This is a genomic window from Paenibacillus sp. FSL H8-0280 (assembly GCF_045040665.1).
GTDB lineage: Bacteria > Bacillota > Bacilli > Paenibacillales > Paenibacillaceae > Paenibacillus > Paenibacillus xylanexedens_A.
Genome location: NZ_CP150296.1, coordinates 2,029,327 through 2,052,876 on the forward strand (window position 1 = coordinate 2,029,327; position 23,550 = coordinate 2,052,876).

The following is a 23,550-nucleotide window of genomic DNA, read 5'->3' on the forward strand; positions in this document are numbered from 1 at the left end:
TCTATACACGAACTCTTCTTGAATACTCTTATTAAATTAAGCTTCTTCCTTCGCGAACAAGGCAGCCAGATTTTCTTGGAAAGGTGCGCGAACAACGCCTTTTTCCGTGATAATAGCTGTTACATATTCGTTAGGCGTTACGTCAAATGCTGGATTGTATACTTTAACACCTTGCGGTGCTGTACGTTTACCAAATCCTTCAGTGACTTCTTCCGCAGCGCGTTCTTCAATCGGAATAAGGTCCCCGGATGGAGTGGACAAGTCGATAGTCGACAATGGGCTCGCTACATAGAACGGAATATTGTGAGCCTTGGCAAGCACGGCCACGCTGTATGTTCCGATTTTGTTAGCTACGTCACCGTTAGCTGCAACACGATCCGTTCCGACGATAACAGCTTGAATCCAGCCTTTGGACATCACCATGCCTGCCATGTTATCACAGAGCAGCGTAACGTCTATGCCGGCTTGCTGTAGCTCAAAAGCAGTCAGGCGTGCACCCTGAAGTACAGGACGAGTTTCGTCTGCAAATACTTTCAGGTGAATGCCACGTTCCTGTGCGAGATACATTGGAGCGGTTGCTGTACCATATTTCGCAGTAGCTAGTCCGCCTGCGTTACAGTGAGTAAGTACACCCATACCATCTTCGAACAAAGGCAGTGCATTCTCGCCGATCATGCGGCATACTTCTTCGTCTTCCTTCTGAATCAACAGAGCTTCTACTTCAAGAGCATCATTGCCCTCATCCAGGCTCAGGCCGGATTCAACGACCTCATTTGCTTTTTGCATCATGCGATCCAGTGCCCAGAACAGGTTCACCGCTGTAGGACGGGAAGTAGCCAGATGAGCACATATGGATTTTACGTGGTCCAACCAACCTTGAACGGTTGTTCCGTCATATGATTTGGCTCCCAGTACAACACCAAATGCAGCAGCAATACCAATCGCTGGAGCACCGCGTACTTTCATGGAGTGGATGGATTCCCATACTTCCTCGGGTGTATACAGTTTCAACATGAGGATCGTTTCTGGCAACAGACGCTGGTCAAGCATTTCAAGCTTGTCCTTTTTCCAGATGAGAGAGGACAGAGGCTGATATTCAGGGGTTGTCATGGGTGGTTCCTCCGTTCCTTATGTTAAGCCTTAGTAGTAGTAACAGCTGTGGATACAATATCCAGTACTTCGCCGATGGTATTCAAGCGACGATTGTTCTTGATCAATGCTTTACCAATGGACAATGCTTTACGCTGAGCATGCTCACGCTCAGTCGCATTTGGAATGGTATCTATATCCGCCACGTGAGCGAGTCCCACGATACGACGAACCATTTTGGCACCTGCGAAGCCGATCGAATCTCTAAACAATTGTTGCACATACAGATCCTGATAGCCTGGTGTTTTTGCCATCGGATCAACGAGGTCATTAACCCAGAGGGCACGGAAACGAGATTCGAATTCAGTCCATACATCACGAACCATGTTCAGCAAAAGCGTCTCACGCTCACGCAAAGCAGTCTCATCCTGAATCCATCCTGGCAGGGATGCGTAATTCAAGAGCAGGTTAGCAAGGACTGCACCAACATCAAATCCCATGGGGCCGTAATATGCAAATTCGGGATCGATGACTTTGGTCGATTCAGGTGTAACAAAAATACTGCCTGTATGCAGATCTCCATGAAGCAGTGCCTGCCCATGTGTCAGGAATTTTTCCCGTAGTAATGCCACTTCAAGGTGAAGCTCTCCATCTGTGCGAAGGGCTTCAGCCTCGTCCTCAATGGAAGCATCATAATTATTTTTCTCAGCGATCCGGTAGGGTTCATCAAAGATCAGATCCTCCGTTATTTTGCATTGGTCCGGATTAATGAATCTGCCCTGTTGTTCTTTCTTCAATTGCTGATCCATGCCCAAGTCTGATGTGAAGAACAGCGTTCTTGCCATGAATTCCCCAATATGCTGTGCAAAAAGAGGATAGGAAACACCTTCAATCAGGCCTTTGCGCATGATCACATGATCACTCAGATCTTCCATAACCGTTAACGCTAGGTCATCATCGTAATGATACACTTCGGGTACCATCCCTGGACACAGACGATACTCTTCCTGCAGAATCTCACGTTCAATGCGGGCACGTACCAGAGAGAGTGGCCATGATTCTCCAACCACTTTCGCATAAGGAAGCGCCTGTTTGATAATGATACTTTTATCGGAGTTCTGATCCGTGATGTGGAATACCAAATTCAGATTGCCGTCGCCGATCTCATGACAATCCAGATTTGCATCTGCCGCAAATGGACCCGGTAATGTTTTGGCCAGTTCAATTGCATCCTGGGGGGTAAACGGGCGATATTGGGACAAAGGTGCCACCTCCATATATATGAAGAAACAGGAAAACCCACTTCTTTGCTTGGTATATGTCAGTATATCGGAAATAACGCGGTTTTTGAACTTTTTTTTGAGACAAGTCAAGTCGATCCTGATTCGAACTTCCGGTTCAAGGGTAAAAACAAATAGGCCGGACGGTTGAGAGAAACGCCGTTAACAAGCCTCTCCACTACATGTGGTGACACATTATTAACTCTCTGTTATGCATTGCGGGACAACCTGCTTATCATGGCATGACAGACTAAATTTTAAATAAAGGATGGGATTAATATGGCTACAAAAAACAAAACAGATCAAGCAAAATCGGTGGAACAAGTACTTAATCGTCAGGTAGCTAACCTGAACGTATTGTATGTTAAAATCCATAACTATCACTGGTACGTTAAAGGACCTAACTTCTTCACGTTGCATGTGAAATTCGAAGAGTTCTACAATGAAGTTACAGTACAAATGGATGAAATTGCAGAGCGTATCCTTACGCTGAAAGGTAGCCCAGCGGCTACAATGAAAGAGTATCTGGAGCTTTCCTCTATCCAAGAAGCAGCAGGCGGAGAAGACGCAAAAACAATGGTGCAAAACCTGATCGAGGACTTCGCTACACTTTCGAATGAATATCAGGAAGGTATCGAAGTTGCAGATGCAGCTGAAGATCAACCAACATCCGATATGCTGACAGGTTTCAAGGCTGACCTTGAGAAACACATGTGGATGCTTCGCTCTTTCCTGGGTTAATATAGCCAAGATTTTGCCTAATACAAATGGTCTCTTACGTAAGCTTTCTGAGCCCGGATCATGTTGTCAGAAACGCCCTGAGCGTCTATACTGCTGACAAGAACGATAGGGGGAGGGGACCGCTTATGTTAGAACCAACGATACCGGCTTTAAAAGAATGGGCTTCTGCAATCAAAGCGCTGGAAACCGGTCGCCAGATTATGGTGATGCGCAAAGGCGGCATTGTAGAGGAAACCCGACATTTTGAGCTGAAAAGTCCAGCGTTTTATCTGTATCCGACTTATGAACATCAGCGTAAAGAACTGATTAAGTCCTCGGATCAATCCTATGTTGAAGAATCACTGGCCGAATGGGTGCCCGAAGCTTCGACAATCCGTATTACTGCATATGCCGAAGTAACGCAGGATCTGGAGATACGAGATCAGGAGATGCTGGATCGACTTCTTGACTTTCATATGTGGACAGCGGATTTTTCCGAAGAACGTTTGAAATGGAAACGGAAAGATCCGCTCCATGTATTGATTTTACGAGTGTACCTTTTGGAAGAACCGATGGAAATCCCCGTACTGCCTGAATATAATGGTTGCCGTTCATGGATTTCTATTCCGAATGGTCCGGTGCCGCGCGAAATGACGCCGGTGGTGGACGTTGCGGATTTTGACGAACAGGTACAGAAGATTAACGAGATGCTCAAATTGTAAATGGTAACGTTATTAACGGAGGGACTTGTCCATAATATGGATGAGTCCTTTTTTTAGATTAGTGTACAGCAGATGACTTAAAAGCTTGAATTGCTGTGATTTTTCTCACTGTGCATTTGTGCTTAAGATGTTTTCTGATTTGATTCAATTTGTCTTTTACTATAGAATCAGAAAGAATAAGGTTTCATGCAAGGGACAAAGGTTCTTAGGAAATGACTTGATTATCATTGAGAATCAGTTTAGAATTATTCTAAAGTGTTCTTGCTTTGAAGATTCGAGTACAGGAGAAATTCAGGGGAAGCCCTGTTCAGATATAATAGGCGCTTTTTCTTTTTCGACAGTAAACATCAATTTAATCAATGGAGGGAAACAATACACATGGCTACGAATTTCGTCATTGAAGGTCTGAAAGCGACGATCGAAGGTAAGGAAATCCTGAAAGGCATCAACCTGGAAATGAAAGGTGGAGAAATCCACGCAATCATGGGACCAAACGGAACAGGTAAATCCACTCTGGCTTCTGCCTTGATGGGTCACCCTAAATATGAAGTAACAGACGGTAAAATTACACTTGATGGTGAAGATGTATTGGATATGGCTGTAGATGAGCGCGCACGTGCAGGTCTCTTCCTCGCTATGCAATACCCAAGTGAAATTGCAGGTGTTACAAACTCCGACTTCTTGCGTAGTGCAATTAACGCACGTCGTGGCGAAGGTAACGAGATCTCCCTGATCAAGTTTATTCGTCAAATGGAAGGTAAAATGAAAGAACTCGACATGAACCCTGAGTTCGCTCACCGTTACCTGAATGAAGGTTTCTCCGGTGGTGAGAAAAAACGTAACGAGATTCTGCAAATGATGCTGCTTGATCCGAAAATCGTAGTACTTGATGAAATTGACTCCGGTCTGGACATCGATGCTTTGAAAATCGTGGCTGACGGTGTGAACGCTATGAAGAGCGAAGACCGTGGCTTCCTGATCATCACTCACTACCAACGTCTGTTGAACTACATTACGCCTGACTATGTTCACGTAATGATGCAAGGTCGTATCGTGAAATCCGGCGGACCTGAATTGGCTCACCGTCTGGAAGCAGAAGGGTATGACTGGGTAAAGGCAGAGCTGGGAATTACAGACGAAACTGTAGGCCAAGAAGCGTAAAGACAAAACGGAGGAGGATTAATTAATGACTACACAAACAATTCTTCCGGTTGAATCTGAAGCGCTTCGCGCCTTGTCGGAAAGCAACAATGAACCCGGCTGGTTGACCGAACAGCGGCTTGAAGCTTTAAAGCTTGCGAGCGGGCTTGCGCTTCCTAAACTGGAAAAACAAAAAATTGAACGCTGGAATGTCAGCGAGTACGGAACATATAAAACAAGTGAAGCCATTTCTTCTTTGACAGAAGTACCTGCTTCTATCAAAGATCTGGTTCAGGATCAAGCTGAAGGCAGTCTGGTTATCCAGCGCAATTCCGGTACGGTATACTCCAAGGTGTCTGCTGATCTGGCAGCAAAAGGAGTTATCTTTACGGATCTGGCTACAGCGGTTCGCGAACATGGCGATCTGGTAAAACAATATCTGAACACAGCAGTTAAAGCGGATGAGCATTCCCTCGCTGCATTGCATGCGGCACTTTGGAATGGCGGGGTCTTCCTGTATGTTCCGAAAAATGTTGAAATCGAAGTACCACTGCAAGCAGTGTTGCTTACGGATGACGCATCTGCAACGTTTGCACCTCACGTGCTTGTTGTTGTAGAAGCAAACAGCTCCGTAACTTATGTGGATAACTATGTATCTGGCGAATTGTCCGCACCTGTTTTCCATAATGGTGTTGTGGAAGTATTCGCAAAATCCGGTGCTAAAGTACGTTTTGCATCGGTTCATCAACTGAGTGTGAATGTAACTGATGTTTCATTCCGTCGTGCAGTGTTGGAGAATGATGCTTCCATCGAGTGGATTGTAGGCGAGATGAACAATGGCGACACAGCGAGCAACACGATGACCGTGCTGAAAGGCAATGGATCTAGTTCTGATTCCAAAGTCATCGCTGTAGGTTCCGGTTCGCAGAAAATCAACTACACCACAGAAGCTCGTCACTTCGGTAAGAATACGCCAAGCCAGATGATTACACGTGCAGTTATGCGTGAAGAAGCTTCTGCAATCATCAACGGCATCACGAAGATTGAGAAAGGCGCTACCAAAGCTGATGGACAGCAGACAGAGAAAGTGTTGATGCTGAGCCCTAAAGCACGTGGAGACGCCAACCCAATCCTTCTGATTGACGAGGATGATGTAACAGCAGGTCACGCGGCTTCTGTTGGTCAAGTCAATGCCGAGCAGATTCATTACTTGATGTCGCGCGGAATTAACCGTACGGATGCCGAACGCCTGATCATCTATGGCTTCCTGGCTCCGGTGGTGGCGGATATTCCTTTGGAAGCACTGCGCACCCAATTGCAGTCCCTGATTGAGAAGAAGCTGGGACAATGAACCCGTCCATTCGCGAGCAGTTCCCGATCCTCCACCAGGAAATTAACGGACACCCGCTCGTATATTTAGATAGTGCTGCAACTTCACAGAAGCCTCATGCTGTGATCGAAGCAGTCAAACATTATTATGAGTATGAGAACTCCAACGTACACCGCGGTGTTCATACCCTTGGAAGCCGTGCAACTGACGCTTACGAAGGCGCACGTGAGAAGGTAGCCAAGTTTATCAATGCCCGCCGTACACAGGAGATTATCTTTACCCGCGGGACAACGACAGCTCTGAATCTGGTGGCTTCATCATATGCCCGCGCCAATTGCAAAGAAGGCGATGAGATTGTTATCACGCAAATGGAGCACCATAGTAATCTGATTCCTTGGCAGCAGGTTGCCAAGGAGACAGGTGCAACATTGAAATACATCCCGCTTCAGCCTGACGGTCATATTGAATTGGCTGATGTCGAGAAGACGATTACGAACAATACTAAAATTGTAGCGATCGCTTATGTATCCAATGTTATGGGTCTGATCCATCCTGTGAAACAAATTGCTGAAATTGCACACCGCAATGGTGCTGTCATCGTTGTTGATGGCGCACAAAGCACACCTCACATGAAGGTGGACGTTCAGGATCTGGACTGTGATTTCTATGCATTATCCGGTCATAAAATGTGCGGACCAACCGGAATCGGTGCACTCTACGGCAAAAAGGCGCTGCTGGAGTCCATGGAACCCATTGAGTTCGGCGGTGAAATGATTGATGATGTGGGTCTGTACGAATCCAACTGGAAAGAGCTTCCCTGGAAGTTCGAAGGTGGAACCCCGATTATCGCAGGTGCGGTAGGATTGGGAGCTGCCATTGATTTTCTGGAGCAGATTGGTATGGATGAGATCGCACATCATGAGAGTGTGCTGGCAGCTTATGCAACAGAACGACTGGCCGAGATCGATGGGTTAACCATCTATGGCCCAGCCAAGCGGCATGTGGGTGTTGTTACCTTTAATCTGGGGGATGTTCATCCGCATGATGTGGCAACTGTGCTGGATGCGAGTGGCGTAGCCATTCGTGCCGGACACCATTGCTGTCAACCGCTAATGCGCTGGCTTGAAGTTAGCTCAACAGCTCGTGCCAGCTTCTATCTATACAATAACGAACAAGATGTAGATCGGCTTGTCAGCGCCTTAATCCAGACAAAGGAGTATTTTGGCGATGCAACTTGATGATCTGTACAGACGTGTTATAATGGACCACTACAAAAACCCGCGTAACCGCGGAACATTTGATAATGACGCTGTCACGGTGAATTTGAACAATCCAACGTGCGGCGACCGGATTTCACTGCAAATTTTGCTGAAAGACGGAATCGTCCAGGAAGCCAAATATACGGGTGAAGGCTGCTCCATCAGCATGTCCTCTGCATCGATGATGACGGAGGCTGTCAAAGGCAAAACGATGGAACAGGCACTCGATATCGCTAACCGTTTTTCCTCACTGATGAAAGGTGAAGAAGTCGATTTCGACGATTATGAAGATCTCGAAGCCCTATCCGGTGTGAACAAGTTCCCTGCACGCATCAAATGTGCCACTCTGGCCTGGAATGCATTACGCAAAGGGATTGACGAAGAGAACAAAGTACAATAACGATAGGGAGGTAGAGCAAGATGGCTAAAAAAGCACCAGAAATGGAAGAGTACAAATATGGTTTTCGCGATGAGCACAAATCCATCTTTCAAACCGGTAAAGGTCTGACTGCAGAAGTAGTTACCGAAATTTCCAAGATTAAGAACGAACCGGAATGGATGTTGGAATTCCGTTTGAAATCCCTGAAACAATTCGAAAAGATGCCAATGCCGAAATGGGGCGGAGATCTAGACGGATTGGATTTCAATGAAATTCAGTATTATGTACGTGCTTCTGAAAAACAAGGTAAAACATGGGAGGAAGTTCCTTCCGAAATCAAGGAAACCTTTGATAAATTGGGTATCCCTGAAGCAGAGCAAAAGTTCCTTGCAGGTGTATCGGCTCAGTATGAATCCGAGGTTGTATACCACAACATGCAAAAGGAATTGGAAGACCAAGGTGTAATCTTCATGGATACCGACACGGCTCTCAGAGAGCATCCGGAAATCCTGCGTGAATATTTTGCAACGGTTATTCCACCAGCAGATAACAAATTTGCTGCGTTGAATAGTGCGGTATGGTCCGGAGGAAGCTTCATCTACGTGCCTAAAGGCGTTAAATGTGAAGTGCCTCTGCAAGCCTACTTCCGGATTAACTCCGAGAATATGGGACAATTCGAGCGTACACTCATCATTGCGGACGAAGACAGCTTCGTTCACTATGTAGAGGGATGTACAGCTCCAATCTACAGCACGAACTCACTGCACAGTGCGGTTGTTGAGATCATCTGTAAGAAAAATGCCCGTGTTCGTTACACAACGATTCAAAACTGGGCACCAAACATCTACAACCTCGTTACGAAACGTGCGGTTGCAGAAGAAAATGCAACGATGGAATGGGTCGATGGTAACATCGGTTCCAAACTGACGATGAAATATCCAGCGGTTGTACTGAAAGGCCGTGGAGCTAAAGGTTCCGTACTCTCCATCGCTGTAGCTGGTAAAAACCAGCATCAGGATGCAGGTGCGAAAATGATTCACTTGGCTCCGGATACAACATCTACGATTGTATCCAAATCCATCAGTAAACATGGTGGTAAAGTAACGTACCGTGGTTTGGCTTCCTTTGGACGTCAAGCTGAGGGCGCGAAATCCAACATCAAGTGTGATACACTCATTCTCGATAATGAGTCCACATCGGATACAATTCCTTACAATGAAATCATGAATGATAACATCATGCTGGAGCATGAAGCTACAGTATCCAAAGTGTCTGAGGATCAACTCTTCTACCTGATGAGCCGTGGTCTGACTGATGCAGAAGCAACACAGATGATTATCATGGGCTTCATTGAGCCATTCACGAAGGAATTGCCAATGGAATACGCCGTTGAGATGAATAGATTGATCAAATTCGAGATGGAGGGCTCCATTGGTTAATCCAATGCAGCGCCTTTCGAAGCCGTAAAGCTGAAGCTAGCTGCTGATGTTAAGCGGTAGATATCGTTTTATGTGATTGAATACCCTCTAGAGCAGACTTTTTAAAAAGTCTCTCTAGGGGGTATTTTTATTCAAAAAATCTGGGGATAACAGCGTACAGAAGGTTGTTCTGTTATCGGAGTGGCAAGTGAAAATATACTTTAGTTCAATTTGTATATTTACAAATGAATAGACCAGAGTTATTCTTCCACTAATGAATATTACATATATTTGAATAGATTCTAATATGAGGAGGTATATAATGCGAAGAAGTATAGTTAAAAAAGGAGCAGCCTTGGTATTGTCTGTTGTTGTTGCCTTTACGAGCTGGCCTTTATTTTTATCAACGGCGAGTGCAGCAGAAGGTGGAATGATATCGGGTTCATTCAAGGTACTTAGTTACAATGTAGGTGGTCTTCCGGATCTGGTATCCAGTTCCAACCCCAAGGAGTACACCGTTCAGATATCCCCCAAATTAAATGACTATGACATTATTAATGTGCAAGAGGATTTTAATTATCATAATGAGCTGATATCTCAGGTCACTCTGCCATATCTGACGACAACAAGCGGAATTGCGGGTTTTGGTAGTGGGTTGAACAGTCTGTCCAAATATCCATTCCGAGACTTGAAACGTATTACCTGGGATAAGCGATCTGGTCTTTTTGACAATGGAAGTGATGAATTGACTCCAAAAGGATTTACAGCAGCCACATATGAGATCACACCTCAGGTGAAATTGGACGTGTACAATTTGCATGCTGACGCAGGTAGCGATGATAAATCGCTTGAGGCCAGACGAGATAATATCAGACAACTCTCCAATTACATCAAGGAGCACTCGGACGGGAACGCAGTTATCGTATTCGGGGATACCAATACACGGTATACCCGTGCTGCTGACAATATAGAGTTGCTCATGTCTGAGAATGGTTTAAGCGATCCGTGGATCGATTTGATTCGAGGTGGGAGTATTCCCGCTGATGGAGACGCCCTTATGGATGCAAGCAATTTAAATGGCCCGAACTATGAAATTGTCGACAAAATTTTGTATCGCGGAAGTAAAGCGTTGTCCCTTAATGCACAGAGCTATCGTTTAGAAAATCAAACGTTTGTTGATCCAAATGGAAAGCAACTCTCTGATCATTATCCGATTACAGCGGAATTTGTGTACAGCACATCTTCTCAGTACCAACTAAGTTCAACGATCGGAGGATCCGGAGGAACTGGGTTTAATGATCTGAATCAGATTCCCGATGCCAGACCCAGCTCCGTCGTGCTCAACTCGGGTAATCGTGTAGACGGCATTTCAACGTTATATGGGGATGGAACGAACCTGGCACATGGCGGCCAATCGAACATTGCCACACTGAACCTGGCAGACGGAGAGTACTTAACTCAGGCTACAATTGGTCAGGGGACACGTAATGGAGATAAACGTATCTTTTACGTGGAGTTGTCCACCAATCTTGGAAACAAAGTTGAAGGCGGACAAAAGACCTCGGATCAAATCAAACTTGAGGCACCAGTTGGTTGGTATATTGCCGGATTTTATGGAAGAGCAGGACAGGAATTGGATCAGCTAGGCGTCATATACAGACCTCTGAATTAGAAGTGAGCAGTGGTTAAAATGAAATAATAATATATACATCTCATAGAGTGTTCATAATGGTGTAGCGCGCCGCTTGGAATATGTGTTGGAGAGACCACAAGGTTTTCCCCAAGGCTATTCTGAGCGGTGTTTTTTTGTAATAAAATAAGACCAATAGCACAAGCCATTTCATAGATTTAAGCATCTAATGATAGAAAAGGATGTGAGTGTATGAGCGTGAACCCTTTCGAGGGATATCGGATTACAAGTTCATTCGGCTATCGAATTCATCCCATTCATGGTGGACAGACGTTTCACCGCGGAATTGATCTCGTAACAGAGCCATGGAATGGCCCCGTCTATGCCTTTATGGAGGGGAGGGTACGTTTTGCTTCCGAGGGAGTTACAGGCTCTGGATTTGGCGGTTACGGGCTTACAGTAGCACTTCAGGATCATCGAGGCTATTTACATTGTTATGCGCACCTTTCGCGCATTGCTGTAACTGTTGGGCAACGCGTGAAGCGAGGCCGGCTTATCGGTAATCAGGGAAGCACGGGTCAGAGTACTGGCCCGCATGTACATTATGAGATTCGCAAAACAAGTGCACCATCTTACGGGTATACAGCCAGCGAAGATGGTGTGACGGAACCGGGTGCGTATCTACAGGCTGAATACGGAACTGCATCTCAGGAACAGGAGGCTCCGCCGATGACCACTGAGCAGAAGAAAATGTTTGAAGCCATGCAGAAAACGCTGGAGATTCAAGGGGAATGGATCAAGCAACAGGAGCAACTTTCCAATATGGATTGTCCCGCATGGGCGCAGCAAGCATTTGATTATTATCGACCGTTTATTATGAATGACAAAGGCAGTTATGAATTTTGGAGATTACTTGTTATCATGTACCGCAAGGAAAAAGGCATTCAGGTTCATTCGGAGTCCGACATATAGATCTCTGCAAAGAACAGGGAATAGCAAAAGGCTAAACCACTCAGGTAGATGCAGACAGACAACCATTTATCGAATGTTGCCTGTTCGCCCGGTTCATTCCAACGGAAACGTCATATGTTAGGGTATACCTGATGAAGAGGAGGCAATCACATGAGCGAAGTAGGATATGGCTGTGGTGGCAACGTAGGCGGAGTAGGCGGCGTTGGCGGATACAATATGTTCACAAACACTGGTGCAATCTTGGTACTGTTCATTCTGTTGGTTATCATCACAAAAGCATTCTGCGTGTAATCCAATATGATCGAATCGGAATAGACAAAAGGGAAGCCAATTACGGCTTCCCTTTTGTCATATGCCAACCTATGAGTTGGTTATTTCAGTTACTATGGGGTTCTTCGTATACATGCTGTGTACAATGAACAGTTACTGTACATAAATCTCAACGATAGCAATATCTCTTTCTTTCGCTAAATCGATAAAGGCCGTAGAGGTCTGAACGAGTGGTCGGAAATAATCCGCAGGATTATTCATGACAATGAGTCCCGTCTGACCCGTGGTGAGCAGAACCCTTTTACCGATAAAATTAGGCAGCATGTGCTTGATCAGTTCCTGCGTTGCTTCAGCATTTAACTGACCAAAGCTGAGGCTGTACAGTTCACACAGAACAGAGATCAGTTCCTGTTTGGTCTGGTACACCCGATTGGTCGTCATGGCGCTGTAAACGTCTGCTACAGCAGTTATACGGGCATATGGGTGGATCTCGTCTCCTCGCAGTCCATGAGGATATCCACTTCCATCCTCGCGCTCATGATGTTGAAGTGCAACCATTGCCAGAATTTCATCCTGCGTGGATTCTTTAATGATATCGTACCCATAGAATGTGTGTTTCTTCATTTCGTCAAATTCTTCCGTGGTCAATTTACCAGGTTTATGTAAAATCTCAGAAGGAATCTTGGACTTGCCGATATCATGAAGATATCCTGCTTTGGCTACCGTTAGACATTCCTCGGGGTTGTAACCCATCCAGCCGGCGATATAAAAAGCGAGCATTCCGACTTGCAATGAATGGTTGTACGTATAATCGCTATCCCCGTCCAGCATAAGCAACAAGGAGACAACATCTTTTTGTTTTTCCAACTGTTCTGTTAGGGTAAACAAAATCTCATCGACCTGTGTCTCATCAATAAAACCCTTCTCCATCGCTTGTTGAAATAGAGATTCAGTACCTTTGATCGTATCGTTAAACAAGTTAGTTAACAGACGGGATTGATCGGAAGGTAAGGTTTGTGCATCAGAGTGTAGGTCGGATGTTGTGTGTTCTACATCTGCGTACTCGATTCCATGTTGCAACAGTTTGGATAGGTCATCTTCACTGAGGGTGGAACCTTTCATCAGCATGTGGAGACCCGAACTGTTGTATACATCATTTTTTAACAGGTCACCCGGTTTAAGATCAGTAACATGCACTCTCACGTATAAACCACCTTTTCTCGACTAATATCGACACATATAATTATAATAACAAGAAAAAAATGGGTTGACAACGACTTATTTACTATTAACCCACTCTATCTAAAAGGTGTAAAGGCTCATTATTTAGTTCTCCATGGGGTTCCATGGTCCTAATTGATGTCCCTTCCATTCAGATCCATCTTCCCAAATTTCCTTTTTCCAGATCGGAACGGTCTGTTTGAGTCTCTCTATGGCGTAACGGCTTGCATCATAACAGTCGTTGCGATGAGGCGAGGAAACGGCGATGACTACACTAATCTCTGCCACATCCACTTTGCCAATTCGGTGACTGATTGCACATAACACACCAGGCCAGCGCCCCGAGATTTCCACACCAATGGCTGCCATCTGAGAAAGAGCCATCGGCACATAGGCCTCGTATTCAAGATGAACGGTGCGCTGTTCACCGGTCATTTCACGAGTTGTACCTACAAAAGTAAGAGCTGCCCCGTGATTCGGGGTAATCACTAGCTCCGTTGTTGCTTCCACGGACAAAGTGGATTCTGTAATTAGAAATAAGCCATCTTCAGTCCGATGCTCTGGAACGGTAGAGCGAAGCTGTTCATCGGAAATATCCGTACCATCGCCTCCAGAGACGGGAGGGATCAACGCAAGTTCATCTTCTGAGCTAAGTATAGTATCGGCAGGAGCGTACTGCTGGTTAACTGCCAAAAAGGATGTCCTTATCTGAGAAGCTGCGTCTGGGTAGGCCAGACTCAGTTTTTCTTTTAAATCGGCAGCGGTTGGAATGTCACCAATGTACTCAAACTCCAGAAGGGATGTATTTAAACGTTCTGCAATGCCTGCAAATAGTTGAATTGTCAATTTCATAGATATGACTCACCTCTTTTTGATCTCTAAACCCTATAAATATATCATAACGACGCGGAAAATGTTATGCTTATCCATTAGAAGAATGAACGTTTATTGAAGAGCAGGGGAGGCGGTGTGATGAGCACCAGGGAGAAGCAAACGTTAACGATTCTGCACACCAACGACATTCATAGCCACTTCGGCTCCATGAGCACCATCGCCGCTATGATCAATGAGGAACGTGACCAGGGTGGCAACTTCCTTGTATTGGATATCGGCGATCATATGGACCGGATGGCCGTTGAAACAGAGGGAACACTGGGTACGGCTAATGTTGATGTTATTAACCTGACGGGCTACGATGCCATTACAATCGGTAACAACGAAGGACTAACCTTTACGCCAGATCAGCTCTCACAGTCCTACGCTGGACTTCTGTGTCCTGTGGTATGCAGCAATGTTGTGGAGCAAGATACTGGCCTTCCGCCAGTGTGGATGAAACCTTCTCTGATTGTGGAGAAAGGTCCATTTCGCGTTGGTCTGCTGGGGGCAACGGCCCCTTTTACCACGTTTTACGAATTGCTCGGGTGGGATGTTCTGGACCCTGTGGATTCACTAAGAGCTCAAGTGGAAGCATTACGTGATGAAGTGGATGTGATAGTTATTCTTTCACATCTGGGGCTTTCGACAGATCGGAGACTGGCGGAGCAGATTACTGGAATTGATGTTATTCTCGGTGGACATACCCATCATGTTCTCGAAGAACCCTTAGTCATTGGTCAGACCGTGCTAGGTGCAGCTGGAAAATTTGGCCAATGGCTTGGGAAAGTGGTACTGGAACGAACAAGTGTGGAAGAACCTCTCCAACTGGTAAGTAGCGGTTGTATGGCTGCCAAGAGTATATTACTGGATGATCAGGTCGCGCTGGCAATCGCTACGAATCGTACGGAAGCCGAAAGGACACTCAATCAGACGGCAGTGATAACGGATCGGGTACTGCCCATCATCTATGACCGGGAATCCCCGTTTGCAACCTTGCTTGCACAAGCTGTTCGTCATTTCACGGGGGCACAGCTGTCTCTGGTGAATGCAGGTCAGCTTCTCGGAGAGCTTCCACAAGGTAATATTACAAAAGGAATGTTGCATTCCCTATGTCCATCTCCTATAAATGCTTGTACAATATGCTTGAGTGGAAGTCATATTCGTGAAGCACTTGAGCAGTCCTTGTTGGACGAGTTTTCAGGTAAGCCCATTGTGGGATTTGGTTTTCGTGGTCATATTCTAGGCACGTTATGTATGGACGGAATGGAAGTTCAATACAATCCAGATGCGCCAGCCTATGAGAAGGTCCAGACCATATCCATCAATGGAGAGCCTATGGACGAACAATGTGAGTATATTGTTGGGACACTGGACATGTTTACGTTCAATGTGGGGTATCCTCCTCTTGCTCATGGAACCCGTACGCTCTATCATCTTCCGGAATTCATACGCGATTTGCTGGAAATGGAAATAAAACGACCAGGGGCTCTGGACGACAGCCTGCGAGCCCGCTGGCATCAAAGCTAAATTTAAAGTACTTGCCTTCTGCTGAAGCGGCGGCTAGTGGTAATTACATCTACGGAGCGGGAGAGGATAGGCTGTGCGTTTAGTACATATAAACTTATTGCAGCCTGGCATGAAGCTGGGGAAACGTATTTATAGTGAAGAAGGCCTTGTATTACTTAGTGAGGATGTAGAGCTAACCAGTCGATTGATTGGACGCCTTAAGGATCTCGGAGTCAGTTATGTGTATATTAAAGATGCTGCGACAGAGGACATCATCGTTCCTGAAATGTTGCAGGAAGAGACCCGAAGGAAAGCACTGGTCGAGATCAAGCAGCAATTTCAGAGCATGTCGGGAATGAAAACGAAGAATCGGATTCCTCATTTCGGTAAAGCGCTTAGTGGTGTGATGAATACCATTCTGGAGGACATCGGCAGCCAAAAGGAAGCCATGATTATGCTGATGGACATGAACTCCAGTGATTTTGACCTGTATAATCATTCACTGAATGTATGTGTGTATACACTGGTTCTTGGTGTCGCTTCGGGTTACACACGCCAGCAATTAATGGAGATTGGTCTGGGTGCCTTATTGCATGATATTGGCAAGACACAGATTTCACCAGAAATTCTGCATAAGCCTTCCAGATTAAGTGACGAGGAATTTAAAATCATTCAGCAGCACACTACATATGGACATCGTATTCTCAAAGACGAACCAGGTATACCGCTTCTATCTGCACATTGTGCATTGCAGCACCATGAGCGAATTGATGGCAGTGGATATCCCTTTGGGCTGAAGGATAAAGAGATTCATGAGTATGCCAAGTGGATTGCTCTTGCTGATTCGTATGATGCCATGACAACGAATCGAGTCTACAAGCAAGCCTTGCTGCCACATCAGGCCGTAGAGGTGCTGTATACGGGCTCAGGAACGCTTTATGAACAACGAATGCTGGAGAGATTCAGGGATTGTGTAGCGATCTACCCCGTGGGTCTATCGGTCACGCTCAGTACGGGAGAGGTTGGGGTGGTCGCAGCGATTCATCCACGTGTTCCTCAACGTCCACTTATCCGGGTGCTCAAGGATGCCGACGGCCAGACCTTATCTTCGCCCTACGAAATTAACCTCTCTACAGCACTGTCTGTGATGATCACAGGTGTAGAGGGTGTGGAGGATACACCTTCAGCGGCTCAAAGTGAACGGTTGGAAAGCTGAACAAGCTTAGAAATGATTAGCGCTCATGTCGTAATATCGGGGCCGTTTCGTGATTCGGCCCGGAGTTACCTGAGTGTTTTTTGTCATGTAATGGACAGGGTCTACGTATGCCGGAGCATTCAAAATTGTGCTATGATAAAAGATAACTCCAAAAAGAGAAACACAAGGTATGATGTAAATAAAACTTTTTAGGTTAATAAAAGGAATAAGGTGAAGAACAATGACCATGCTAAACTCAGGATCGGTACAACCGATGCCTTTATCTCCAACGAATGATCCGTGGGATCCGATTGGCTCTCTGCGTACATATGGACGCCATGTGTTGACCAGTGTAGAAATGACTGTGACACATCTGTGCAACATGCGGTGTGAGCACTGTGCCGTAGGAGATATGCTTACGATGCGTGAAGCGCCGGCTCTTCCATTACCGCTGATGCTGAAACGATTGGATGAAGTGGAGCATCTGCAGACGATTAGTCTGACGGGTGGCGAGCCAAGCTTTAGCCAGAAAACAGTGGATGAGATGATTATCCCGCTGCTCAAATATGCCAAGGAACGTGGGATTCGTTCCCAGATCAATTCCAACTTAACGCTGGATATCAGCCGATATGAGCAACTTTTGCCGTATCTGGACGTTATGCATATCTCATTCAACTACCTGAATGCTGACGATTTCCATCAAGTCGGATTTGCAAATAGTGGCAGACCTGTGAAACGTGAAGTCGCGGTGAAGATGTATGAGAAAATGATTGAAAATTCCCGCAAATTAAGTGAAGCAGGCATGTTTATCTCTGCCGAGTCCATGATTAACTTCCGTACACACGACAAGCTGGATGGTATTCATCAATTGATTCGTGAGATGGGCTGTGTTCGTCACGAAGTGCATCCAATGTATAATTCGAACTTTGCTTCGTCGTTGCCCGTGTTATCACTGGACCATATGAGAGCAGCGATACATCGTTTGCTTGATGCACGTGACAAAGATATGTGGATGCTCTTTGGTACTCTTCCATTCTTCGCGTGCAGTGCTGCAGAGCAGGATCGAGAACTGATCAATCGACTATACAGCGAACCAAATGTGACGGTGCGTAATGATCCGGACGGACGCAATCGCGTTAACGTCAACATGTTTACGGGCAATGTATATGTGACGGATTTTGCGGACATCCCGGCGTTTGGCAACATTCGTGATCGTAAACTGGATGATGTGTTCCATGAATGGTCAGCTGAACATCCGTTGAATCAAACGGTCAATTGCCATTGCGATATCGCATCCTGTTGCGGACCAAACCTGCTGGTGGCAGATATGTATTACAAGGGTGTGGATTTCAAATCGAGAAAGGCAATCACACGTTGATATTCCAGGTGTATTCCTGAAATAGATAGAAAAGGGGAGTTTCAACTTGGATATTCATACCGAATTTCATCTTGGGCAGCTGGTATTTAATCTGGTCTGTGTCTTTTTGCTCGTATTTTTGAATGGCGTATTTGTCGCAGCGGAATTTTCGCTTGTGAAAGTAAGGCAGACACGCTTAACTCAATTGCAGAGTGAAGGAAATCGTATGGCGGGTTATGCACTGAAGGTGAATAGTAAACTGGATTCCTATCTATCGGCAACTCAGTTCGGGATTACGCTGACATCGCTTGGACTCGGGTGGCTGGGAGAACCGGCCATCTCCGAATTGCTCGTTGAGCCACTCATGTTTAAACTTGGTGTAGGAGATACAGGGCTTATTTCGACCGTGTCGGTCATTATCGGTTTTTGTATCATTACGTTTCTGCATATTGTGCTGGGTGAGCTTGCACCTAAATCGTTGGCAATTCAAAAAACAGACGGAGTGGCATTGTTTTTATCTGCGCCCTTGCTGTTGTTCTACAAAATCTTTTTCCCGTTCATCTGGGTACTGAATGTATCGGCCAATGCATTGCTGCGTCTGGCGGGTATCGAACCTGCCAGTGAAGGCGAAGCTCACTCGGAAGATGAACTTCGTATTCTGATGAAGCAGAGTGCCAAAAGTGGTGTCATCGATAAAGATGAGATCAAACTGATGGACAACATCTTTGATTTCTCCGATATGTTGGCACGTGAAGTGATGCTGCCACGCACAGACATGGACTGTCTGTACACACATATGTCTTTGGAAGAGAACCTGGAGATCATTAATGCAACCAAACATTCCCGTTATCCCGTAGCAGTAGAAGACAAGGATGAGATCATTGGATTTATACACATCACCGATCTGTTGCTGGCTAAACCGGAGCAACAACATGATCTGGCTTCACTTGTCCGTCCAATCTTAAACGTTCCTGAATCGATGGAAATCAGCCATGTGCTGCGTCTCATGCAGAAGAAACATTCACAGATGACGCTGGTTGTGGATGAATATGGCGGCACAGCTGGATTGCTGACCGCGGAAGAAATTCTGGAAGAGATCGTTGGAGACTTGTATGACGAGTTTGAGGATGAGCGTCCGCATATGGAACGGAGTGGAGATTCATTTTCCGTTGATGGTCGTTCGCTTATTGAAGAAGTTCATAAGTGGACTGGAGCCATCATTGAGGATGAAGAAGTGGATACAATCGGCGGATGGTTGTTTAAAGAGCTTGGGGGCAATCCAACTAAGGGGAAAACGCAGGAGCTGAATGGGTACGTTTTTGAAGTGGAAGAATCGACTCGCTTGCGAATTACCCGGGTTCGAGTGTACAAGAAATCTGTCCCTCAAGACATGAATTCGGAAGAAAATCCAGCAGAATAGAACTCGTTGCAGGAGTAAGATAAGACGAGAAAAAGTATGAAATGACGCAGATTACGAAGATCTGCCAGGATATAAGACCTTTGGAAGTTACCTGAAAGGGGAACGAACCGAAGGTCTTTTTTTTATTTTAAATAAGAATTTGGAGAAATTCTGCACATAGTTGAAACGAATTTCGGATTAACTTCGGGGACAGCGTCATATGGATATAGAGACGGGAAGCGGGAAAGAACTCAGTGTTATTCAATATGCACCAACGATGTAATAAGGAGGCGTTGTTTTGTGAAAGATCCGCAGCTTCGTGCTTACGCCCCTTTTGTGGGGCCGTTTGATCCTTGTCCGCCAGTAGCAATTCGGACGTATCTGGTACCTCCGCAGTTATTTATTCCATTTCAGCCCATGGGCTGGCCGCAGTACAGCCCGGCGGAAGCGTTGAGATTGGGAACCTTATGGCCTGCATTATACAGCCCTTATACACCAGCCAGATCGAAGGGAAGGAAGGTGGAAGTGGATGGAACCTGAAGTGCCGAAACCCTGTGACGCTAAATACTACGAATTGCTTGAAGAACTTCAGGCGCTGGATTTCGTGTTAGTGGAACTGAATCTGTACCTGGACACCCATCCGGGAGACTTCCAAAGCATTGAGCAGTACAACAAGTTCAGCCAGGAGCGAATGAGGGTAGCCCATGAATTTCAGCAGTTGTACGGACCGTTGATGAACTTTGGGCATGCTTTCTCCAAGTATCCTTGGGAATGGTCTCAGACACCCTGGCCATGGCAAGTGTGACACATCAGCCTCAGGCTTCCTTGCAGGACTTTAGGGACAGGAAGCCCGAGGGTTAGAAGAAGGGCTGTATTTTAATAACGTAGAGGGAGGCGTCTTACATGTGGGTGTATGAGAAAAAACTGCAATATCCCGTAAGGGTTAGTAAATGTGATCCTCGTATGGCGAAATTGCTGATGGAACAATATGGCGGTGCCGATGGGGAGTTGGCCGCTGCCCTTCGATATCTGAATCAGCGTTATACGATTCCAGACAAGATTATCGGTCTGCTGACGGATATTGCTACAGAGGAATTTTCTCATCTGGAGATGATTGCCACCATGATCTACAAGTTGACCAAGGACGCGTCGGTGGATCAATTGGAAGAAGCGGGACTTGGGCCGAACTATGCTCAACGCGATTCTGCCTTGTTTTATACCAATTCCTCCGGTGTACCCTTTACTGCTGCCTACATAGCTGCAAAGGGTGATCCAATTGCGGATCTGTACGAGGACATTGCAGCAGAAGAGAAAGCCCGGGCTACATATCAATGGTTGATTGACCTGACCGATGACGTGGATCTGCAGGATAGTCTGAAGTTTTTAAGGGAACGCGAGATCGTACATTCCTTGCGTTTCCGGGAGGCTGTAGAGATCCTGAAAGACGATCGGGAGACAAAGAAGATTTTCTGAACGTTTGGTATAAAAGCAGAAGTCTGGCAGTCCGATAGGGCTGCTTTTGCTTTGAAAAGATAGTATTATTAAATAATTAATTTTAATTTTAAATTAAAATTACACATAATTATATATTTTACAAATATTGTTGTTAAATCCACTTACATATTATACAATGAAATTGTAGTTAAAAACTCTATTTAGGAGATGATCATTTTGAGACTTAGTAAAGTTCTTATTTTGACTGCATGTTCCTTTATTCTGACCACTTCCATTTCAAGTGCAGGCGTGTCTGCGGCAAATATTCAACCAAATACCAGTACAAGTGTATCAGACGTAGTAACTCCTATGCTTGAAAGTAAAACTTTTTCTGTAGTGCATTATTACCCTGTAGGTTTTGGAGTACCAAAATATCTTACGGACTATAAAACGCCAGACGGCTATGTAGGAACCTTGGTGTTGGTTAGTTATCATACGGTGGATGGAATTGTTGCTGCAAGATACGAAGGGACCGTTTACAGATAATCAGAAATGGTAGATTAAACCTTCTAGTATTTAAATTCTTATAACAACACATTTATAATAAATTTGAAAGTAGCAGTTCTCAAGATTAAATAATCTTGGAACTGCTACTTTTCACTTTTTAATAATATTTTTTGTGTAATAATGTGTAAGTGAATATTTTCACAATTATGGATGTTTAATCTTCAATGATAGGGGGAGAAAAAGGAGAAAATAAAACCCTCCCCGGTATACTACTGGGGAGGGTTTTATTGGATTTTTTTGAAGTGTATACCTAATATTCAACCACCATGGCAACATTTTGCCACCCGGCTCCAACGGTCCAGAACAGAACTTTGTCACCACGCTGAATCTGACCGGTTGTAACCGCTCGATGTAATGCGATGAATGGACTGCTGGTTGAGGTGTATCCGAACTCATCTCCGATATAGACGGCAATATCATCACCAATGCCGACGTTCTCGGATACAGCCCGAATGTTACTGATGGATAGCTGGGAGAAGCAGGCGGCTCTGATCTCGTCTGGTCCAATCTCGTTGCGAGTCAGCAACGTACGAATGGACTCTGAAGCAGCATCCACACAGATGGAATCATCAAATGGGATGAATTTCACATGAAAGGCACCCGCATCTACACCCGTTTTGCCCAGCTTTGCCAAGCCTTCTGCAGGAAAAAGAGAATTACCATACACACAGGTATCCGTCTGATAGATGGAGTCAATGAAACCGACAGCATGTTCATCCCGTTCTACAATAACCGCCGCTGCTGCATCACCGAAATTGGCGAAGTATACGGGATCATCGGGACTGGCGTGAGGAGCTACGTAATCCGAGCCGATAATTAATGCCCGGCGAATTCGAGGATTGCCCAGCATCTGCCGGCTAACCTGTTCGAAAGCAGCGGTCATGCCTGCACAGTTGGCGTTACTGTCAATACAGATCGTGTGCGAAGCTCCGTTAATCAGGCGATGAATCATCAAGGAATTCGTAGGAAAGATGTATTCTGGCGTTTGGCTTGCATAAGCAATCAGATCAATATCTGCACCGGTGAGTCCGGTTTTCTCCAGTAGGTTACTGGCTGCCTCAAAGGCCATGCTTAGTGAATTTTCGTTATCGTTGTCAATTTTATAACGTGTATCACGACCAAGTGCCTTTAACAATCCACGAATATCTACACCTCTTGCATCAAAATGTTCAATATAAAAATCATTGTGTACCTTGGTTGCAGGATGATAGATATCGATATCTACAATACGAATTCCGGCCATCTTCATTCTCCTCTTGAGCGGAAGGGTGAATTCACAGCTTGTCCGCCTGGTTTATTAAGTGGTAACGGTAGATATGATTTCGAGATTGTCCAGGCCAACAGACCGACCAAGTCGGGACAATTGCATTTTTAGAATCGCGTTGTTCTCGAGGGTCAACACGACTTTTTTATATTCATCTTTTTTGAACATTTGAAGGCAACCTTCCAGAAGAGGAACAATCTCCGGCGCAGTAACATTCAACTTTTTGCAATCGATGTTCAGGTCATACTCCTTGGTGTTAAGAGGAGCGATCGTATCCTGATAGGCCGAGATGGAACGCAAACCGTCTTCTTGAGAGAAAGAACCCTCCAGTTCAATGTTTAACACCTTGTTTGGAACGTCAGTCTTCAGAATGAAATTTCCCATGTTTGATCTCTCTCCTTTAAATGAGTTAAGGCTATCCTGCTGATGGATACACAGCCCCATAGGGCGTCTGCTGAAAGCTTCTAAGATGAGAGCTGGTTCGAAGGATAATTTAACCATATTATAAAGGTAGGAATGTAA

Annotated in this window: 24 protein-coding genes; 18 read left to right on the plus strand and 6 right to left on the minus strand. The window is 45.4% G+C overall.

Translation table 11 applies throughout. The features are described from left to right. Positions 1 to 36 precede the first annotated feature (36 nt). Both mtnA and mtnK read right to left on the minus strand, forming a co-directional pair. Positions 37 to 1,110, minus strand: a complete 1,074-nt coding sequence (mtnA, locus tag MHI12_RS09210; protein WP_036609936.1) for an S-methyl-5-thioribose-1-phosphate isomerase — start codon at positions 1,108 to 1,110, stop codon at positions 37 to 39. 23 nt (positions 1,111 to 1,133) lie between these two features. Then, positions 1,134 to 2,351, minus strand: a complete 1,218-nt coding sequence (gene mtnK, locus MHI12_RS09215) for an S-methyl-5-thioribose kinase (RefSeq protein ID WP_405172207.1) — start codon at positions 2,349 to 2,351, stop codon at positions 1,134 to 1,136. Positions 2,352 to 2,648: 297 nt separating this feature from the next. Between mtnK and MHI12_RS09220 the strand changes: the two genes are divergently transcribed. From MHI12_RS09220 to MHI12_RS09265, 10 genes are all read left to right on the plus strand, one after another. Further along, on the plus strand, positions 2,649 to 3,110 hold the full coding sequence (locus MHI12_RS09220) for a Dps family protein (RefSeq protein ID WP_017689542.1): 462 nt from the start codon (positions 2,649 to 2,651) through the stop codon (positions 3,108 to 3,110). Between the two features lie 125 nt (positions 3,111 to 3,235). After that, positions 3,236 to 3,811, plus strand: a complete 576-nt coding sequence (locus MHI12_RS09225) for a DUF1802 family protein (RefSeq protein WP_405172208.1) — start codon at positions 3,236 to 3,238, stop codon at positions 3,809 to 3,811. Positions 3,812 to 4,189: 378 nt separating this feature from the next. Beyond that, entirely contained in the window at positions 4,190 to 4,972 is a 783-nt protein-coding gene (gene sufC / locus MHI12_RS09230; protein ID WP_036609931.1) for a Fe-S cluster assembly ATPase SufC, read from the plus strand. 25 nt (positions 4,973 to 4,997) lie between these two features. Further along, the gene (sufD, locus tag MHI12_RS09235) at positions 4,998 to 6,302 is read left to right on the plus strand and encodes a Fe-S cluster assembly protein SufD (protein ID WP_237176150.1); all 1,305 of its coding nucleotides are present in this window, start codon (positions 4,998 to 5,000) and stop codon (positions 6,300 to 6,302) included. After that, positions 6,299 to 7,519 (plus strand): cysteine desulfurase, encoded by a 1,221-nt coding sequence (locus tag MHI12_RS09240; RefSeq protein ID WP_017689538.1) that lies wholly within the window; start codon positions 6,299 to 6,301, stop codon positions 7,517 to 7,519. The genes sufD and MHI12_RS09240 overlap by 4 nt, the downstream gene beginning before the upstream one ends. Further along, positions 7,509 to 7,940: a Fe-S cluster assembly sulfur transfer protein SufU gene (gene sufU / locus MHI12_RS09245; RefSeq protein ID WP_017689537.1), complete on the plus strand. Its 432-nt coding sequence runs from the start codon at positions 7,509 to 7,511 to the stop codon at positions 7,938 to 7,940. The genes MHI12_RS09240 and sufU overlap by 11 nt, the downstream gene beginning before the upstream one ends. 20 nt (positions 7,941 to 7,960) lie before the next feature. Further along, complete coding sequence (gene sufB / locus MHI12_RS09250; RefSeq protein ID WP_036669904.1) at positions 7,961 to 9,358, plus strand: Fe-S cluster assembly protein SufB; 1,398 nt, start codon at positions 7,961 to 7,963, stop codon at positions 9,356 to 9,358. A gap of 301 nt (positions 9,359 to 9,659) precedes the next feature. Further along, positions 9,660 to 11,009: a jacalin-like lectin gene (locus MHI12_RS09255; protein ID WP_405172209.1), complete on the plus strand. Its 1,350-nt coding sequence runs from the start codon at positions 9,660 to 9,662 to the stop codon at positions 11,007 to 11,009. 210 nt (positions 11,010 to 11,219) lie between these two features. Next, positions 11,220 to 11,939 (plus strand): M23 family metallopeptidase, encoded by a 720-nt coding sequence (locus tag MHI12_RS09260; RefSeq protein ID WP_405172210.1) that lies wholly within the window; start codon positions 11,220 to 11,222, stop codon positions 11,937 to 11,939. Between the two features lie 150 nt (positions 11,940 to 12,089). Further along, positions 12,090 to 12,230 carry a hypothetical protein gene (locus MHI12_RS09265; RefSeq protein WP_017689533.1) on the plus strand — a complete coding sequence of 47 codons (141 nt, stop codon included), beginning with the start codon at positions 12,090 to 12,092 and terminating at the stop codon, positions 12,228 to 12,230. 132 nt (positions 12,231 to 12,362) lie between these two features. Here the strand turns inward: MHI12_RS09265 and MHI12_RS09270 are convergent, their stop codons facing one another. Both MHI12_RS09270 and MHI12_RS09275 read right to left on the minus strand, forming a co-directional pair. Further along, positions 12,363 to 13,412: an HD-GYP domain-containing protein gene (locus tag MHI12_RS09270; RefSeq protein ID WP_091014614.1), complete on the minus strand. Its 1,050-nt coding sequence runs from the start codon at positions 13,410 to 13,412 to the stop codon at positions 12,363 to 12,365. Between the two features lie 123 nt (positions 13,413 to 13,535). Beyond that, entirely contained in the window at positions 13,536 to 14,282 is a 747-nt protein-coding gene (locus MHI12_RS09275; protein WP_405172211.1) for a molybdenum cofactor biosynthesis protein, read from the minus strand. A gap of 120 nt (positions 14,283 to 14,402) precedes the next feature. Between MHI12_RS09275 and MHI12_RS09280 the strand changes: the two genes are divergently transcribed. From MHI12_RS09280 to MHI12_RS09315, 8 genes are all read left to right on the plus strand, one after another. After that, positions 14,403 to 15,833, plus strand: a complete 1,431-nt coding sequence (locus tag MHI12_RS09280; RefSeq protein ID WP_405172212.1) for a bifunctional metallophosphatase/5'-nucleotidase — start codon at positions 14,403 to 14,405, stop codon at positions 15,831 to 15,833. Positions 15,834 to 15,906: 73 nt separating this feature from the next. After that, on the plus strand, positions 15,907 to 17,028 hold the full coding sequence (locus MHI12_RS09285; protein ID WP_405172213.1) for an HD-GYP domain-containing protein: 1,122 nt from the start codon (positions 15,907 to 15,909) through the stop codon (positions 17,026 to 17,028). Positions 17,029 to 17,248: 220 nt separating this feature from the next. Next, positions 17,249 to 18,385, plus strand: a complete 1,137-nt coding sequence (gene yfkAB, locus MHI12_RS09290; protein WP_155985059.1) for a radical SAM/CxCxxxxC motif protein YfkAB — start codon at positions 17,249 to 17,251, stop codon at positions 18,383 to 18,385. Between the two features lie 46 nt (positions 18,386 to 18,431). Beyond that, positions 18,432 to 19,784, plus strand: coding sequence for a hemolysin family protein (locus MHI12_RS09295; RefSeq protein WP_405172214.1), 1,353 nt, complete (start codon positions 18,432 to 18,434; stop codon positions 19,782 to 19,784). A gap of 279 nt (positions 19,785 to 20,063) precedes the next feature. Continuing rightward, on the plus strand, positions 20,064 to 20,303 hold the full coding sequence (locus tag MHI12_RS09300) for a spore coat associated protein CotJA (protein ID WP_036609912.1): 240 nt from the start codon (positions 20,064 to 20,066) through the stop codon (positions 20,301 to 20,303). Then, positions 20,293 to 20,568, plus strand: a complete 276-nt coding sequence (locus MHI12_RS09305; RefSeq protein WP_036609910.1) for a spore coat protein CotJB — start codon at positions 20,293 to 20,295, stop codon at positions 20,566 to 20,568. Before MHI12_RS09300 ends, MHI12_RS09305 begins: the two co-directional genes overlap by 11 nt. Positions 20,569 to 20,666: 98 nt before the next feature. Continuing rightward, on the plus strand, positions 20,667 to 21,236 hold the full coding sequence (locus MHI12_RS09310) for a manganese catalase family protein (RefSeq protein ID WP_036669914.1): 570 nt from the start codon (positions 20,667 to 20,669) through the stop codon (positions 21,234 to 21,236). 198 nt (positions 21,237 to 21,434) lie between these two features. Next, positions 21,435 to 21,743 carry a hypothetical protein gene (locus MHI12_RS09315; protein ID WP_338593285.1) on the plus strand — a complete coding sequence of 103 codons (309 nt, stop codon included), beginning with the start codon at positions 21,435 to 21,437 and terminating at the stop codon, positions 21,741 to 21,743. A gap of 271 nt (positions 21,744 to 22,014) precedes the next feature. Here MHI12_RS09315 and MHI12_RS09320 read toward each other — a convergent pair whose 3' ends face one another. Further along, a complete protein-coding gene (locus MHI12_RS09320) occupies positions 22,015 to 23,007 on the minus strand; it encodes a 3-oxoacyl-[acyl-carrier-protein] synthase III C-terminal domain-containing protein (RefSeq protein WP_405172215.1) in 993 nt (330 codons plus the stop codon). A 54-nt stretch (positions 23,008 to 23,061) separates the two neighbouring features. After that, on the minus strand, positions 23,062 to 23,412 hold the full coding sequence (locus MHI12_RS09325; protein WP_091032592.1) for a hypothetical protein: 351 nt from the start codon (positions 23,410 to 23,412) through the stop codon (positions 23,062 to 23,064). Positions 23,413 to 23,550 lie beyond the last annotated feature (138 nt).

Bases quoted from the DNA above. Each gene is read 5' to 3' on its own strand.
- mtnA (WP_036609936.1), bottom strand. From the start codon at position 1,110: ATGACAACCCCTGAATATCAGCCTCTGTCCTCTCTCATCTGGAAAAAG.
- MHI12_RS09220 (WP_017689542.1), top strand. From the start codon at position 2,649: ATGGCTACAAAAAACAAAACAGATCAAGCAAAATCGGTGGAACAAGTA.
- MHI12_RS09225 (WP_405172208.1), top strand. From the start codon at position 3,236: ATGTTAGAACCAACGATACCGGCTTTAAAAGAATGGGCTTCTGCAATC.
- sufC (WP_036609931.1), top strand. From the start codon at position 4,190: ATGGCTACGAATTTCGTCATTGAAGGTCTGAAAGCGACGATCGAAGGT.
- sufD (WP_237176150.1), top strand. From the start codon at position 4,998: ATGACTACACAAACAATTCTTCCGGTTGAATCTGAAGCGCTTCGCGCC.
- MHI12_RS09240 (WP_017689538.1), top strand. From the start codon at position 6,299: ATGAACCCGTCCATTCGCGAGCAGTTCCCGATCCTCCACCAGGAAATT.
- sufU (WP_017689537.1), top strand. From the start codon at position 7,509: ATGCAACTTGATGATCTGTACAGACGTGTTATAATGGACCACTACAAA.
- sufB (WP_036669904.1), top strand. From the start codon at position 7,961: ATGGCTAAAAAAGCACCAGAAATGGAAGAGTACAAATATGGTTTTCGC.
- MHI12_RS09255 (WP_405172209.1), top strand. From the start codon at position 9,660: ATGCGAAGAAGTATAGTTAAAAAAGGAGCAGCCTTGGTATTGTCTGTT.
- MHI12_RS09260 (WP_405172210.1), top strand. From the start codon at position 11,220: ATGAGCGTGAACCCTTTCGAGGGATATCGGATTACAAGTTCATTCGGC.
- MHI12_RS09265 (WP_017689533.1), top strand. From the start codon at position 12,090: ATGAGCGAAGTAGGATATGGCTGTGGTGGCAACGTAGGCGGAGTAGGC.
- MHI12_RS09275 (WP_405172211.1), bottom strand. From the start codon at position 14,282: ATGAAATTGACAATTCAACTATTTGCAGGCATTGCAGAACGTTTAAAT.
- MHI12_RS09280 (WP_405172212.1), top strand. From the start codon at position 14,403: ATGAGCACCAGGGAGAAGCAAACGTTAACGATTCTGCACACCAACGAC.
- yfkAB (WP_155985059.1), top strand. From the start codon at position 17,249: ATGACCATGCTAAACTCAGGATCGGTACAACCGATGCCTTTATCTCCA.
- MHI12_RS09305 (WP_036609910.1), top strand. From the start codon at position 20,293: ATGGAACCTGAAGTGCCGAAACCCTGTGACGCTAAATACTACGAATTG.
- MHI12_RS09310 (WP_036669914.1), top strand. From the start codon at position 20,667: ATGTGGGTGTATGAGAAAAAACTGCAATATCCCGTAAGGGTTAGTAAA.
- MHI12_RS09320 (WP_405172215.1), bottom strand. From the start codon at position 23,007: ATGGCCGGAATTCGTATTGTAGATATCGATATCTATCATCCTGCAACC.
- MHI12_RS09325 (WP_091032592.1), bottom strand. From the start codon at position 23,412: ATGGGAAATTTCATTCTGAAGACTGACGTTCCAAACAAGGTGTTAAAC.